Origin of the sequence: Enterococcus sp. HMSC076E04 (assembly GCF_001814285.1) — a bacterium.
GTDB classification, from domain to species: Bacteria; Bacillota; Bacilli; order Lactobacillales; family Enterococcaceae; genus Enterococcus_B; species Enterococcus_B lactis.
Genome location: NZ_KV815553.1, coordinates 37,125 through 52,237 on the forward strand (window position 1 = coordinate 37,125; position 15,113 = coordinate 52,237).

General features: G+C 31.0%; 16 protein-coding genes. All 16 read right to left on the bottom strand.

Features of this window, described 5'->3' with window-relative positions:
- Positions 1-10: 10 nt before the first annotated feature.
- A complete protein-coding gene (locus tag HMPREF2961_RS00435) occupies positions 11-433 on the bottom strand; it encodes a hypothetical protein (protein ID WP_002362729.1) in 423 nt (140 codons plus the stop codon).
- A gap of 67 nt (positions 434-500) precedes the next feature.
- On the bottom strand, positions 501-653 hold the full coding sequence (locus HMPREF2961_RS15260; RefSeq protein ID WP_002362727.1) for a hypothetical protein: 153 nt from the start codon (positions 651-653) through the stop codon (positions 501-503).
- A gap of 13 nt (positions 654-666) precedes the next feature.
- Positions 667-1,029, bottom strand: coding sequence for a hypothetical protein (locus tag HMPREF2961_RS00440; protein ID WP_002362725.1), 363 nt, complete (start codon positions 1,027-1,029; stop codon positions 667-669).
- A gap of 58 nt (positions 1,030-1,087) precedes the next feature.
- On the bottom strand, positions 1,088-4,726 hold the full coding sequence (locus tag HMPREF2961_RS00445) for an MSCRAMM family protein (RefSeq protein WP_083314184.1): 3,639 nt from the start codon (positions 4,724-4,726) through the stop codon (positions 1,088-1,090).
- A gap of 417 nt (positions 4,727-5,143) precedes the next feature.
- Complete coding sequence (locus HMPREF2961_RS00450; RefSeq protein ID WP_070703676.1) at positions 5,144-5,467, bottom strand: hypothetical protein; 324 nt, start codon at positions 5,465-5,467, stop codon at positions 5,144-5,146.
- Between the two features lie 146 nt (positions 5,468-5,613).
- A complete protein-coding gene (locus tag HMPREF2961_RS00455) occupies positions 5,614-6,057 on the bottom strand; it encodes a CPBP family intramembrane glutamic endopeptidase (protein ID WP_070703678.1) in 444 nt (147 codons plus the stop codon).
- Positions 6,058-6,376: 319 nt separating this feature from the next.
- Positions 6,377-6,811, bottom strand: coding sequence for a hypothetical protein (locus tag HMPREF2961_RS00465; RefSeq protein ID WP_230079255.1), 435 nt, complete (start codon positions 6,809-6,811; stop codon positions 6,377-6,379).
- Positions 6,812-6,826: 15 nt separating this feature from the next.
- Positions 6,827-7,678, bottom strand: coding sequence for a ParA family protein (locus HMPREF2961_RS00470; protein ID WP_256277949.1), 852 nt, complete (start codon positions 7,676-7,678; stop codon positions 6,827-6,829).
- An 81-nt stretch (positions 7,679-7,759) separates the two neighbouring features.
- The gene (locus tag HMPREF2961_RS00475; RefSeq protein ID WP_033795272.1) at positions 7,760-7,966 is read right to left on the bottom strand and encodes a hypothetical protein; all 207 of its coding nucleotides are present in this window, start codon (positions 7,964-7,966) and stop codon (positions 7,760-7,762) included.
- A 429-nt stretch (positions 7,967-8,395) separates the two neighbouring features.
- A complete protein-coding gene (locus tag HMPREF2961_RS00480) occupies positions 8,396-8,611 on the bottom strand; it encodes a hypothetical protein (protein ID WP_230079254.1) in 216 nt (71 codons plus the stop codon).
- 88 nt (positions 8,612-8,699) lie between these two features.
- Positions 8,700-9,299 carry a type III toxin-antitoxin system ToxN/AbiQ family toxin gene (locus HMPREF2961_RS00485; RefSeq protein ID WP_070703682.1) on the bottom strand — a complete coding sequence of 200 codons (600 nt, stop codon included), beginning with the start codon at positions 9,297-9,299 and terminating at the stop codon, positions 8,700-8,702.
- A 323-nt stretch (positions 9,300-9,622) separates the two neighbouring features.
- Complete coding sequence (locus HMPREF2961_RS00490) at positions 9,623-11,986, bottom strand: type IA DNA topoisomerase (protein ID WP_070703684.1); 2,364 nt, start codon at positions 11,984-11,986, stop codon at positions 9,623-9,625.
- A gap of 48 nt (positions 11,987-12,034) precedes the next feature.
- A complete protein-coding gene (locus tag HMPREF2961_RS00495) occupies positions 12,035-12,409 on the bottom strand; it encodes a DNA topoisomerase (RefSeq protein ID WP_070703686.1) in 375 nt (124 codons plus the stop codon).
- A gap of 132 nt (positions 12,410-12,541) precedes the next feature.
- Positions 12,542-12,841: a type III secretion system protein PrgN gene (locus tag HMPREF2961_RS00500; RefSeq protein WP_070703689.1), complete on the bottom strand. Its 300-nt coding sequence runs from the start codon at positions 12,839-12,841 to the stop codon at positions 12,542-12,544.
- Positions 12,842-13,062: 221 nt separating this feature from the next.
- Positions 13,063-14,664, bottom strand: coding sequence for a primase C-terminal domain-containing protein (locus HMPREF2961_RS00505; RefSeq protein WP_070703691.1), 1,602 nt, complete (start codon positions 14,662-14,664; stop codon positions 13,063-13,065).
- A 233-nt stretch (positions 14,665-14,897) separates the two neighbouring features.
- Positions 14,898-15,113, bottom strand: a 216-nt coding sequence (locus tag HMPREF2961_RS15490) for a hypothetical protein (protein WP_218083189.1), incomplete at its 5' end; no start/stop codon positions are given.

Genomic DNA, 15,113 nt, shown 5'->3' on the forward strand with positions numbered 1-15,113 from the left:
TTTCACACCTCTAATCATTTGCAACATTTAAAATACAAGTTGCTTGATATTCTTTTGATCCACTTTCAACCTTCACTTTAATTGCTTTAATACCATCCTTCCCATCTGTAAGGTAATCAAATTTGTAATCAGTGATTTCATTATTTAGGTTTTTACTTTTCCCAAATTTTTCTTTAAAATCTTTTTCAAAATCAGACTTAATTAAAGCAAATCGCCCTTTTTCTACACGAATACTATCATCCCTATTTGCTATCGCTGTAGTCCTTAATGTTTCTTGCATACCTTTCACAGAAGAATCTTGTGTATAGCCATTTAATGAATAGTACGCAATCACTAAAATTAAAAAGAACCCAACAAACATCAGAAGGATCATTTTAGGCATATCTCTTAGCATTACATCACTTCCATCCAAAAAAAGGGCTACATAAATCACTTTATGTAGCCCTTTTTCTTCTTTATTGTTTTTCTACGCATTTAACAACGTGAATTTTTTAGTGGAATTAACCTAAGTTTGTAGGGATCATGTTTTTGAAAAATGTAATTACTGTATCAAACACTTCAGGAAAAGCTACTTTAGCTGTTCCAATCAAAATGGCACCTACGATTACGGAACCAATCATCCACCAACTTCTGTCTGTATTCTGATCTAACATTCAAACTTCCTCCTTAATTTTTTAAAATTTTATTGTAAAACGTTGTTAGTTTGGTAAATAACCCCATGAAAAAATCTTTTAAAGAAAAAATAGATTTTTCAATAAAATAATAGGTACTCACAAGAAAAGCCACAACTTGATTACTCTGTGCTTTTTCAAGCATATAATCAAAGTTAAAATTTATTGATTCTCCATTTAACATTTTATGAACCATATCCGTGAATACCATTGAGTTTAATTCCAAAACAAACTTTACAATATAGAAAACGATAGCTGATAGAATGAAGTAAGCTATCAGCTTTTTGGTTTTTCTTCTCGAATCTTGAAATTCTCTTTTAACATCAAAAACACTGTTACCATAGCTTTGAACCCTCATTCTATCACCATCCTATATCATTGTTTAATTCTATCAGATAGATAATAACTTTTCAAACTTATTTATTCAGCCAATCAATTTCATTTTTGTTCCAACCATCTGGCAATGTGGATTCTGGATAAACAGGTTCAAGCAATAATTCATCTTCTTTTTTAGTTTCACTATCTATCGTTGCATACATATAGGCATAAACATCTATGTTTTGGTTCATATCCAACGAGATATAGTTACCACCAAAGTTACTACTTTTGATAGCAATAGAATAATTCCCCAAATCGCACCAAATAGGCACATATAATTTTCTACCACCATCGATCAATTCATACTTAATAGATTCATCATTTTTTTGACTGTCAGCATATATATTTCCAGTTTTTCTTTCGATATTTATATGTGGAAATTTGAATGAAAGATTTTGAGTGTTAATACCTGACTCAACTTTCCCATCATTCTTTAAGCGATCCATCTTAACTTCTGTTTCTTTTCTCCCACTTTGATAGATTTCGTCAATTTTACTGTCAATCAATTCATTCATCGGATAACTATAGACTTTCATATCTATTTGCTTCCCAATTTCATTTCTATATGTTGGTTCTAAATCAACTGATATACCATATCCTGTTTTTGTTTTCGTATTATCAGTAAATTTATAATTGATACTTTCAATGAACTCTTTAACCGGTTTATTACTCGCTCTTTCTTTCACTGTTCTAACTACTGCTGAATAGTTGACTTGGTTATTTGTCATATCTTTGTTCGTTAAAACTTTTTCAGAAGAAGTATAACCGATCGTTCTTAAATCCTTGGTTTCAGTTTCAAACTTATTTTTATCTGGATTTTCAACTAAAAGAATATCAATACTATAATTAATCTTTTTATTCTTTGTTAAATACTCTGTAGGCAAATCAATCGACATATGACTATTAAATTCTTTGTATTTGAAGTTTTCATCATAAACAACTTTATTGTTATCTATATCTGTAAGTCTCACTTTAAACACAATTTTTTCTAACTCTTTTTCATATTCTTCTTTTTTGCTTAGTATTAATTCTGTAGGTAAATAGCCATTTTTAACTGCTCTAGCCGTATCAATTTGAATCTGATCCACATTCACAGAAAACACTGGAATATGATAAGGAGTGGTTAAAACTGTATCTTTTCCTTCAATTTTCCCTTTATGGACTACATCAGATTTATAATTATTTCCATTATTATCAAACAAATCTATTCTAGGTTTATATTCATATGTTTCACCATCGTATTTATAATCAATATCTTGTTTCAAAAGGTGTTTATCTTTTTCATCGATATGATTGATAGTAATTTTTCTTGAATATAAAACCGTCTCTACATCATTAGAATTCGCAGACTTAGATATTTTGGAACCGACAGTAATTTTACTGTTTTTAACAATCGTTAACGGTTTTTGCTTTTCAGTGTTTTCAAGCGTAGATTTTTTTATTTTCATAGTGATCCGTAAATTATAGGATTTATTATAAAAATCATCATTCGTTAACACGGATGCCTTCGCCTTAGCGATTATTTTTCCGTTGCCAATGTCGTTATTAATATCAAAAGAATTTGTTACATTTGTTGATCCAACATATACTTCACTTTTTGAAACATCTACATTTTTATTATCGTAAAACCCTTCGATAGTGAAACTTTGGACGTTTCTTTCTCCGGATTTTTTTAGATTTCCTGTTGTAATGTCATACTGAAGATAATCGTTTGGATCAGCTGACCAAACATTTTTTAACACCTGATTTTCATTCATATCTGATACTTTTTCGTTTACAGATACCTCATAGATATTGGTTACTTTCACTTTGGCCGGTTTTTCGGAAGACGTATCTTGGGTTATTTCAAAATTGTATTTTTTCCCATCGGGATCATACCCAGTAACACCTTGTTTTTCTAATGCATAATATTTACCAAATTGTAGCTCATCAACTTTTATTTTCCCATTGCTATCTGTTTTTAAGTTGTCTTTTACAATTTTATTATCGGAACTGTAGATCGTGAATACTACATTAGGCAATCCTAATTCATCCAAATCGCCTATTTTCTCAATTTCTACAGAACCTGTAGACTTCTTATTGGTTCTTGTAGTGGTAACATTTTGATTTTCTTTAACTGTAATTGAAAATTCACTCGAATCCAGTTGATATCCTGAAGGAGCAGTTATTTCTTTCACTTTGACAACTGTACCAGCCTTTAATCGCTCCCCTAGTTTTGCCTTCCCGTCCGTTCCAGATTTTACGTCTTTAGTCTTGCCATCATACGTAAAGCGGAAAGTTGCATTTGCTAGTGGCTTTTTAGTTTCGGCATCTACTTTCAAGACATCAACTGTCCCTTTTCGCTTCACATTCACAGTTACAGAAGTTGAAACATAAAAAGAACCGGTGACCAGTTTTTGATAGGAACCGTTCACCCATACAGTAGTCGGATATTTTTCGTTTGTTTTTGACCCTTTTACCATGTTGACCGTGATTTTTGTCGCAGTTGATCCACTTGTATCAACTGTCAATTTATTTCCACTGATAGTCGCTTTTGCGCCACCACTGACGGATTCTACGTAGAGATTATGATCTCCCCAACTATTTTTCACAGTAAAGGTAGCTTTTTCACCTTCATAAACTGTTTTTGATGTTGCATCCCATTGAGGACGTGTGCGAATCTGACTTGCACGAGTTGTAATTTTGCTTTTCCAATCAGTCACGCCAGCTTTATGATTTGGTGTGATTGTAATACTTTTCGGCTTCTCATTAGAGTTTTCCCAAACAAGAATCTGTGCAGCCATCCATCGCTGTTTCCCCGCATCGTTATTTGTCCAACCACCCAATTCACGGTAGGCACTAATTATGGACGTAATCATTTCTTTCTGAGAAGTACTCAAGTAACTACTGCCGCCGTCAGTATAAGTCTTAGCCGCCGTAACCCCTGCTTGTAAACAAAACGCATCTTTCCCATCGATCGTCCGACGAATCCCACGATCTTCTGTATAAGAATATCCGTTGCTACGAACAATATACATTAACCAAGGATAGCCGGAAGGCGGATTGATTGTTGTTTCAGATACTGTTTTTGATACAGAAGCCAGTAAGGCAACTTTACTTTCTTTTAGCATAGAAGGAACGTCATTCAGATTGTTCGTTTGATTAAGAATCTCTTCTGCATAAAAGAAACGTGTTTGCATCAAAATCTGTTCGGATTCCTCTAAATTTTTTGCTTTTGACAATTCATCAGCAACTTGATCTTCTTCAATAAATGGAAGGTCTTCACTATTGACTGCCGATTGTAGCGATTCCACATCATTTCGATCAATTTCATCAAAGTCTTTGATTTCTTGATCTGCCTGATCTGCTTTTTCTTGACGTTTTTTATCAATCCCTACTTCAACAGCCGTAAAGTCTCCTTCTGTTTTCTCAGCGATTTGTGGCGTTTCAGAAGAAATTAGTTTATCTTTGTCTGATTCATTTGCAACTACATAAAATTGGCCATCCGCACCTTGAATAACAGTTGCTTTCTCCGCTTCGTTTTTCACTTTGTCGTCTATAGCAACTTTTTTATCACCAGACTCTTCTACTACCGCTTCCGCAGTAGACGTTCCTTCAGCCGAAACAACTGATTGGCGAGCTGTTGATAAAGTGATTAGGCTGATTAGAGCAACGCTAATCAGTTTTAGTTTTTTCATTATCACACTTCCTTTAGAAAGAAATGTAATAAAGAATCATATCAACTCTTTACTACATTTCTTGTAGTAAAGAGTTACCCTGTATCTAGCACATTTATTACTGTGCTGAATTTTTTAGTGTCAACATTCTGATCTCTAGGACGATTTTCATAGGTTCTTCCTAGATAGAAATTTTGAATAATTACCATTTACGCCACCTCATAATTAGTAGTTTCAATGGATCGACTTTTGTATTTTTTGGCGTGAAATACTAACCTTATTATTTCTATTGCTAACGTATTTGTATACCTCTTGGCAAAGGAAATAACAGTATGCTTGGTTGCTATTTTGCTTGTTAGCCTTACGCTTTTATCTGTAACATAGCAACATTGCTACAGTACGAGTAGTATTAAGTTTTCAAGGAACAAATTCACTGATTTAGGCCGGAATCATGATCCCTTTGTCTTTACAATAAGCAAGACCAGAGTTTCTTGATTTCCGTTTAGCTACGATTAAACCTTTACTATCCACAATATTTCTTATTTCCGGATAAAGTTCATCAATAGTTTTAAAATTACTGAAATTACCAAGCTGTACAAACAGACCATTCATTGAAACTTTAACATAACGATCTTCATCAAATGTTTTTACAGACCATGCTATCCTCTTAACGTCTTCAGCTTTAAAAAATTTTGTTTTATTTTTAAAACCTTTTTGATCTTTTTTAGTCTGTTCAATTTTGTCAATTTTTGATCTTGCCAACAGCTATCAACTCCTTTAATTTTTCCAACTAAATCAGTTCACACTTAATTATATCATTTATGATAATTTCTATCAACCAGATAGATAAAAACTAATAAAAAAAAATAGACAAAAACCTTGTATTTGTAGGGTCTTGTCCATTTTTTTCAATTGTAAAAAACTATACTTAACAGTATTACAATTAAATTGTAAAAACAATGAATAGTAACTGGAACAATCAGCCTTTTATCTGAATTATCATAGACAAAAGACAAAATTAAACTCGTCATGAGATAAGGAACAAAATATAGATTTAAGTGAAATAAACTAAACAAAATGGCAACGATTATATATATGTTTCTTGTAGACAAATTTGTTTTCACTTTCAACTGATTTTGAATAATTCCTCTCATTAAGGTTTCTTCAAAGAAAGGAGCAAAAATCCCACTTATCAAAATTGAAGTAAACGATACTATTTCAGTTACATTGTCTTGTTCTTGTTTAACAAAGATTAACGCTATCATCGACAGTACTAAATTTACTCCAAGAAGAATTAATGTATAGCCTATTATCCTTTTCCAGTAAATTTTAATGTCTTCTAAAATCTGCATAATTAGCTAATCTGCATAATGATATAAATAGCTGTTGCTATTAGAATTAGGTAAGACCACTTTCCAAGCATAAAATGTATAGGCGACCAGAAAAAAGAAAGTACTTTAAACATAAACCAGATTATCAATATATAGCCAAAAAAACTCCAAAAATTTGGAACAAACCAATTGATAAACACTAATGAATTAGGAATTATAGCCCATTTGACCAGTGCAATAACTCCGCCTACCAATAGAAAGACGCCCACTACATACTTCCAAACGTAATTTTCTTTGTATGAATAATTTGATTTATGATCCATAGTCTTACCTCATTTCATTATGCTTTTCCTTTTCTTTTATCAAGATACCATGTCAAAGCTGAAGCAATAATATTAGTATTTGATTGATCTGTTTCAAATTTTATAACTTTCAAAACTTTAAAGGCTTCTTCAGAAATTTTTACCGGCCTCGTTTTCAACTTACCAAAATCAGTAACTATACTATTTTCGTGTATTTCGAATTCTTTTAAAAAAGCAGCTAAAATTTCTGTCATTAATGAATATTTAGCCCCATATGATAAGTCCTTAACAACTTCGTCGTATAAGTCCACCGGTACTCTAACAGATTTTCGTTTATCACCAGTGGACTTAATGCCAGCTTTGCCTTTTAGCATTTGTTGCCCTATATTAAATCCACCACTACCGCTTTTTATTCCGAACGGATTTCCCGAACCATTATTGCCGGCACTAGTTACTTTTTTAGTTTTCGACATCATGCAACACCTTTCCTAAACATGCTCTAAAATCTTTTCTCCTGTAGCTTTTTCTAAACGTATTAGCGTTTCTTCTACAATATTTACATACATGTTATAAGCAATTTTAGAATGTGGGATAGCTTTATTCAGTCCTTCTCTGCCCCAACGTTTAATTACTCCTCGTTCAGAAACAATATTCGAATAAACTAAATCTCCATACTCTTCTTGAAGTTCTGACAGAAGTTCTAATCCTGTTTTTAGTTTAGTATCTACTAGATATGGAACAATGCCTAATATTTCTAAGTCTCCATTTACTTCTTTTACAGCAGTTTGATAATTAGTAACGGTACTATGCAAATTATCTATCGAATCTTGTTCTGTTTGGGTAGGGATTACTAAGAAGTCACTAGCCACATAAACGTTATCTGTAAATTCTGAAACTGTAGGAATAGTGTCAAACAAAATAAAATCATATTGATCTCTTAAATTATCGTTACCGATCATATAATTGAATAAATTCCAAAAAACTTCTTCGCCTTCATCAGTAAAACCAGTACTTCTCCACATATCTCTTAAAACTTTAGTAAACCTCGACATTTGTTCTGATCCAAGTACAATATCTAAATTTTCTTTTACAGGAGAAATGCAATCTAAGAAAGACATATTAATTACTGCTTCAAACAATGTCATTTTCCCAACTACTTTTAAATCATATTGCCTTTGAAATTTTTTGGTTACTGTTCCCTGTGGATCAACATCAATAACTAAAACTTTAAAGCCCCTAGCCGATAGAATATCAGCCATTAGTTGAGTAAGAGTTGACTTTCCAACTCCCCCTTTAAACATATTGATTGCAATTACATATCCCAAAAACTTTGATTTCATCATGTATACCTCACTTTTGATAATTTATTATACTATACAGACTACTTGTAGTCAATTGGCCTCTTTTTTTTAAAATTATCTCTATAGCTCTTTTTTAGCCCATGCTATTAAAGTTTCACCAATCTCTTTTGCGCTCATTTCATCTAATATGATATGAGTTACCATATCACCATTAACTGCTTTCAAATCGAGAACTTTAGTGTTAAATATAATACTTTCAAGGACTTCTAAAGTATCGTCTATATTATCTTTACACTCCACGAAACCCAGAACTCTATTTTCTATCAAATTTAGCCCCTCCTTATAAATCACCGATAACAAAAAAATTCTCTAAAAGTCCTACAAAAAAGGCTATTAAAAAATATCAAAAGTGAACGATTTATTAATAGAATTCATTATTTTCCATTATGAGCGGTTTTTAAATAATTTCAATATTTTTTCTACATAACCCTCAAATAATACATAGGGGTTAGGAAAATATTTATTTAAATTAAACAACACTCATTTTAAAAATCATACTCTTATATTACTTGATATTTTAGAATTTTATTTAATAAATCGTTCCCCTAAATACATATATCCTCCTTTCGTTAGGCCAAAATCGGTATTCTTATTCCCGATTCTTTTTGACTACTTGTAGTCATTGGACTTTTAGAAAAGGGATATTTCTATCCCTAAAATCATTCTACACCTTTGACTACTTGTAGTCAACTATTATTATTCATCATTTTGTCTATTATTTTTCCGCTCATCAAGCCATTTTTCCAGTAATTCAATATCCTCATCTTCGGACATTTCAATAAATTTCTTAGCAAATGATTTAGCTCTTATATAGGCTATAGTTTCCTGATTTTTTTCAACCCATTTTTTTCTTGCTTTTTTTAGTGCTTCTTTTCTTTCTTCTTCAGTTTTGTATTTTCTCGGTCTCGCCATAGAAATCATCCTTTAAGTTTTATGCTATATTACTATGTTTAAATGCGTGTCTGATATAAATAATAAAATAAGATAGGTTTAGCCTATCTTACTCTATATCTATACTTCGAGTTTGTACAAGAGTATTTTTTCGGGATTCTGCTATACTAACAGGTTCCAACGACTCTACATTCGTCATTATTTTTTGATAAGTAATTACTTCTTTTCGATTTTTCTTAAAGTAACTAGGATCAAGCTTTCCTAGTTTTGAATTATAAAGTAATTTACATGATTCATTTATTTCAGGCTCATGTGATTTTAAGTACTTCGCCTGCTTAATTACTAACATTTTATACTTCTCATCAATACTTGGGCTGTTAGGTGACCACACTTTTGCACAATCTTTTGGTACCGGAATCATATTATTTATATGAAGGACTCCTAAAAAATCTTTTTCTTCTCGATCACCATAAATCTTAAACACTGATTTATTAGTCAAAGAACGTTGATTTTCTTTTGCTGAAGCCAATGGAACATAATAATTAATATCTTCATTTCTGTCTAAAATTTTCAAGTCTGATTTGAAATATAACCGTTGTTCTCGATAATTGTTTTGAACTCTATAATCTACCTTTTTTAGCTTATTTATATAATCATCTGAAATTACATAGAGCGTTGATTTGTTTGAATTTGGATTCTTCAGATTCATTGGATCTCCCCTTTCCAATGGATTGTATATTATATGTTAAGATTAACAGGCACTAATCTATTTTCAAACTAATTGCACTTATTTTACACTTAATTCATGAAGTTATATTCGAGTTTATGCCAATTTACTGGTGAAATACACTATACATATCAAAACGGTATTATTTACCTTCTCATTCAATATAACAGCACTACAATTTGCTTTTACTTTTTGTACTAACCTTCAGATGGTGTTTTTATTTCTCTTTAATTCAGTATACCTATATTTTCAATATTTTTGAATAAAATTAGGCAGAAAAACAATTGTTTTTCTGCCATCAAGCATTAGAATTCTTTTTTTATAATTTTATTTTTACTATCAAAAATAAGGAAAGCACTATATTTTTTATTGTCTTTACTGATAAATCCTGTTATTTTTTCTTTAGTTTTCCCGTTTTCTAATAACTCTTTCACCATTTTTAAACTCAGAGTTTTCCCACTATTGTTTTTATAGAAAATAAAAATATCACCAGTAGCTAGTTCCTTTATTTCAAATACTTTTGTTTTTTCAACCACTTCATAACCATTTACTATATCGTATATGCTTTTTTTATCGCCATTTGGACTGTTCTTTTCAAATTCCATCGTCACTTTCATTACATTTGGATCGAAAAGTAATCTTGCATTAAAAGCTTTTCCTTCTTTCGATTTAAAACCGGAAAGGACTTTATCTGTACGATTATTTTGTAATAGTTCTTGAAGTATTTTTTTATTGATTGATTTTCCTGATATTTTTTTAAATATAATGAAATTTTCACCACTAGTATTATTTAAAATGGAAAAAACTTTATTTTTTTCTTCTACTTGATAATTACCTATATCAAATTTATTTTGATTTACCGTTTTTTCTAAATAATCAGAAGTAAATTCTAGTTTCTTCAAATCTGAAACAGTCATATTGATATAGTTATAAATATTTCTTAAAAAGGCTTCCTGAGTATAGTTGCCTTGCGCAATTTTCCCAAGTGATTCTTCCCATATCGCTGTATTTTCTGGTTTTCCAATCAATAGGTCTTTATTCTTTGTTAAATCCCATAATAAATATCCTTTTGGAGTAGGATAAACATTCGTGTTTTCTATTTTAATATATTCCCTATTTAGAAGAGTATCTACAATATTAGAACGTGTAGCGGGCGTTCCTAACCCTAATTTTGCCATAACACCGGTTTTACCCAAAAGTTTACCTTCAGTCAACCTTTTAGGTTCTTTAGTTAATTTGTCAATGAATCTAATATCTATATTTATCGTTTCTTGTTCATGAAATTTTGGTAATGTTTCCTCTTTATCATCAGATTCATCTAAATTACTATCTACTTGCTTCCACCCCAAAGATATAGGTACATTACCACTTGTAGAAAATTCTAAGCCGTTTACATCTAGTGTAACTTTTGTATTTTCGTATTTGTAAGGTTCTGCAAACATTAGACATGCACGCTTAGCAATAATCTCGTAAATATTTTTTTCATCTATTGTTAGATTTGCTATATCAGGAACATCCATTGTTGGTATTAGTGCATAATGCTCTAATACTTTATCATTATCTACAAAACGCTTTTTAGGCTCTAAACAAGGTGTATCAATGCTGATCCCTAACACACTCTTATAGACTTCTAAATTCGCTTTTAAATACTCAAATTCATTTGTAGTTATCAATTCACTATCAGTTCTTGGATAAGATAAATACCCACGATCATAGAGACTTTGGATAATTTTATCTGTTTTTTTAGCAGAATATTTCCATTTTTTATTAGCATATTCTTGAATACCACCCAAACTAAACAATTTTTGTGGTTCTGTTTGCTTTTTACTAACTTCAACTTGTTTTATGATTCCAGTACTGGCGGAATCAAGACCGAATTTTTTAGTATCTTCTTCAAATTTTTCTAACTTAAAATATTCAAAACTATTCTTAAATATTACTTTTGGTTGTTTATCAGTAGTATGACATTCAATTGTTTTATATTTTTCCGGTCTAAAATTTTTAATTGCCAAATCATTTTCAACCACAAGTGTGTTTACTGGTGTCTGAACTCGACCGAGTGATACCACACCCGATATACCTTTCTCTTGCAACTTTAATGAATACAACTCTGTATAATTCATCCCAACTAGATAATCAGCAATTTGTCTTGCATTAGCTTCTTTGAAGTAAGAAATTGTTTCTTCAGAATTTCTCAGATTTTTAAATCCTTGGATAATCTCTTTTTGAACCAAAGAATTGATCCATAATCTTTTTATCGGTTTATTAAAAATCGACTGCTTACATAATTTGAAAATATTATAAGCAATATTTTCTCCTTCTCTATCCGGATCAGTAGCAATTATTATTTCATCTGCATTTTCTAAACATGACTTCACTATTGAAAATTGCTGGTTTTTTCCTTTAGAAACTTCATACTTTAATTCATTAAATTTAGGTAGAAATGGCAAATTATCTAAATGCCACTTATCTTTATTTGGCAACCACTCATATTTCTCAGGTAATGATAATCCTACCAAATGTCCTATTCCCCAAGTAACAATAGTATCTCCAAATATTTCACTTTGAAATTCATACTTCCCACTTTTTTTCGGCAATTTTTTTCCGGCCAATGCTGAAGCAAATTTTGCTCCTTGATCTGGTTTTTCTGCTAATATAACTACGGCCATATACTTCCTCCACTTTCTTCAATCGATTTTTAACCAAAAATAATTACTTTATTGACTACTTGTAGTCTCAAACAATATATCTCTAATTCTCGTAAATTTAGCATTACTTGATCGTTCACAAATTAAAGTTATTTTTGAACGATCAGGTAAAAATCGCACACTTTCTTTAGCAGCATCTATTTTCCTTTTAGGTACAGGCTCACAACAATATTTTGTATTACTCCAAAAGGAAAACTTTAATTTTCTTCCTTCAACCGTATGAACCAATAAAATTATATTTCCCTTCTTCCCCCAATACCTACAGACAGTTTCACCTTCAATTTTAAATAAACCTACTTCATCAGGAAATAAATACTCTTTTCTATCAATATCTATCATACCTTTTTTAAAATCTGATTCATTATAAATCCCATCAATATTCATTAATAGCCTCCTTTTTTATATACCTGATATATATTAATTCTAACAAAAAAACAGACAATATCAAATTATCAAAAGCAGAGTTACTATCAGTCTACTTGTAGTCAAAAAACAAACTATTTTCTTCTTGCTTCCTTATTCTGCAATATATTTTTTGTTTCGCTTTGGTGCTGAAACTTTTAAGTACTCTTTATACTCTTTTTCATACTCACTTAAACAATCATAAACCTCATTCATATTCTCTCCTGAAGCTAAAGACAAAGCATACAAAAAAGAAACAGGAAAATCATCTATCTCACGATCTCTAGTAATCCAAGACGATAAAGTACCTTGTTTAAATCCATATAACTCACAAAACACTTCAACAGATAAACCTAACTTACCGATAATAAATACATTTATCGGGTGAGAGTAAACATATTTCTTTACAGACACACCAAATCTTCCTCCTCTAACTATAACTGCATATGCAGTTATAGAGCATATTCCGTACACGTGGCTCAAAGGATAGACACAAATAAGAATATTTTCTCCCCATACATAAAAGAGAATACTAAGAATAGTATACGTTAAAACAGGACGTGGTAAGACGCAAAAGCACAAGATATGTTAATTGGCAATTTAGCTATTTAAAAATCTAAAAAATAAATATAGGTTTAACCTGTATTAGCTCCTCTAATTGGCGCATGTTTGCTCTTTTCTCGCTCTTTCAGTATGTTCGTATGGAATGGTACTGTTTTATCCTCATAACGCCTTAAAACCGTTTCTACGTGTTTATTTGCTGTTCCTAATAATTCTAAGACAAATACTTGTTTATCTTTTTTATTCTGAATAACTGCACTTAATATTTTAGCTTCCACAAATTTACTTGTTGCTATTTTAGTCGATCCATATCGACCACGAGACGTTTGTAATATCACTGTATTCGCTGTTCTAAGCTCTTTTAGAATCACCTTTAACGTAGATACAGGGATTAGTGTTTCTTTAGATATAGTCGCCATAGAGATAGTTAAAAGCAATTCATTCTTTTTCAATGATCTTTGTTTTCTTTCTAAGTAAGCTAGTAAATCAGCTTTACTTTCTTCAAAGTGACTATATTTTCGTTCTTCTCTAGGTTTAGCAAATTTCACCCAGTTAGAAGGATCGACACGATTTCCTTTACGTTTAACAGCTTGTCTATTTACATTTATTGAGTATGTTTCAAATTCGGTAGGCGTAGCATAATTTTCGATAATCTCATTGACATATGAGCTTTTAGCGCCTTTGTAATCACCACGATATGCGCTTCTTATTGTTCTCTCAACTTCAGAATAGGACAAATCATTATTAAATTGAAGTTGATCCAATTGATCCATACACTCGCCAATAGATAAGCCACTTGATTTACATGCCAGGGCTAAGGTAAAAATAGTTTTATTTCTATCTCCTTCAGCAATATCCGTATGAATTAAAAAGTCGTACCATTTAGTATCAATTTGTCGTGTAGACCCTTTCTTACCGGTATAATTAGGAGCTAATAATGACAAGTTAGACCTCTTTAAAGCATATTCTTTTTCTTCAAAGGCTTTTGACCATTTCAAATACCCTTCAAACGTATCTACGAAATTGGGTTCATAATGTACAATATTTTTTTTAGTTGGAAATCTGAAAATTCCAAAATGATTACAGCCCATATCAACTTGTGGCAAACGATTTTTGATAGATTTTCTAATATTTTCTGATATTCTTTTAGCAACTCTCAGAGATTTAAAATCATTCGTATTAGAGATATAGCTTGCCTTATCAAATGAATCATTTTCTTGGTTATAGTTTTGAATCATAAAATAGCAATGATAACCTTTTGGTGTATCTACAATCAGTGTAGGCAATAATCCCTCTTCCAATAGATAAAGAACTAGTAAATTCAAGTCCGTTTTCTTTTCTCCTATCGGATAGTCAATATCTGCAACAAAAGTATTAATTTGAATTAAGTTAGCTTCTTTGTGACCAAAAATCGTTTTGTTTTCACCGCCACCAAGCCATGAATACACATTAGGGGTCCAGTGTGTTAAAACATCTGAATCTGCTAAAACACGATCAATAGAACGATATATAAGACCTTTAGTCTTTATCATGTTGTTTTTAGAAGTAAATCCGGCAATAGCGCCGATCTTATTACTATTCTTTTTAAATGCAACTAAATTTTTGCTATCAAACTGTTTAATTCCATTTTTAAGAATTTTAGCTAAAATGTCCGCATACTCGCAACTATTCAACATTGCACTTTCTCCTTGCTATCAATTTTGAATAGCAAAAAAGACATAGGATAACTTTAGTTTCCGTAATAAGGAGTCCTAAAATTACACTATGTCTTTAGAGTAAGCACTTAAATGCTAAACTTTAAACGTGCAAAAATTAAAATGAGTTGGTAGCTCATCTTGGTGGACTTCGTGGATTGCCAAATCGTTTTTCTTACTACAGAAGTTCCATTAAATAAGATTGGTAGTCTTATTTAATTATCTTTTTCGCTATTTTTTTCGTTACATTCATACATAGTAGAAAGTCTGTAACTAACTTTTCTACTAGAATTTTTTAGTGTTCCGTTGGCTTCAGAACTAATACCAACATTATAAGCTAATAGAATTACTTTTAACAAGAGTTTTTTTATAAAGATTTTTATCCTATCACTTTTACTTGAGAGTGTAAAATATTTTGTGTAAATAGAAAA

What these genes read in the sequence shown, in the direction of transcription:
- HMPREF2961_RS15260 (WP_002362727.1), bottom strand. Translation starts at nt 653, where the DNA reads ATGTTAGATCAGAATACAGACAGAAGTTGGTGGATGATTGGTTCCGTA.
- HMPREF2961_RS00440 (WP_002362725.1), bottom strand. Translation starts at nt 1,029, where the DNA reads ATGAGGGTTCAAAGCTATGGTAACAGTGTTTTTGATGTTAAAAGAGAA.
- HMPREF2961_RS00445 (WP_083314184.1), bottom strand. Translation starts at nt 4,726, where the DNA reads ATGAAAAAACTAAAACTGATTAGCGTTGCTCTAATCAGCCTAATCACT.
- HMPREF2961_RS00455 (WP_070703678.1), bottom strand. Translation starts at nt 6,057, where the DNA reads ATGCAGATTTTAGAAGACATTAAAATTTACTGGAAAAGGATAATAGGC.
- HMPREF2961_RS00465 (WP_230079255.1), bottom strand. Translation starts at nt 6,811, where the DNA reads ATGTCGAAAACTAAAAAAGTAACTAGTGCCGGCAATAATGGTTCGGGA.
- HMPREF2961_RS00470 (WP_256277949.1), bottom strand. Translation starts at nt 7,678, where the DNA reads ATGAAATCAAAGTTTTTGGGATATGTAATTGCAATCAATATGTTTAAA.
- HMPREF2961_RS00480 (WP_230079254.1), bottom strand. Translation starts at nt 8,611, where the DNA reads ATGGCGAGACCGAGAAAATACAAAACTGAAGAAGAAAGAAAAGAAGCA.
- HMPREF2961_RS00485 (WP_070703682.1), bottom strand. Translation starts at nt 9,299, where the DNA reads ATGAATCTGAAGAATCCAAATTCAAACAAATCAACGCTCTATGTAATT.
- HMPREF2961_RS00490 (WP_070703684.1), bottom strand. Translation starts at nt 11,986, where the DNA reads ATGGCCGTAGTTATATTAGCAGAAAAACCAGATCAAGGAGCAAAATTT.
- HMPREF2961_RS00495 (WP_070703686.1), bottom strand. Translation starts at nt 12,409, where the DNA reads ATGAATATTGATGGGATTTATAATGAATCAGATTTTAAAAAAGGTATG.
- HMPREF2961_RS00505 (WP_070703691.1), bottom strand. Translation starts at nt 14,664, where the DNA reads ATGTTGAATAGTTGCGAGTATGCGGACATTTTAGCTAAAATTCTTAAA.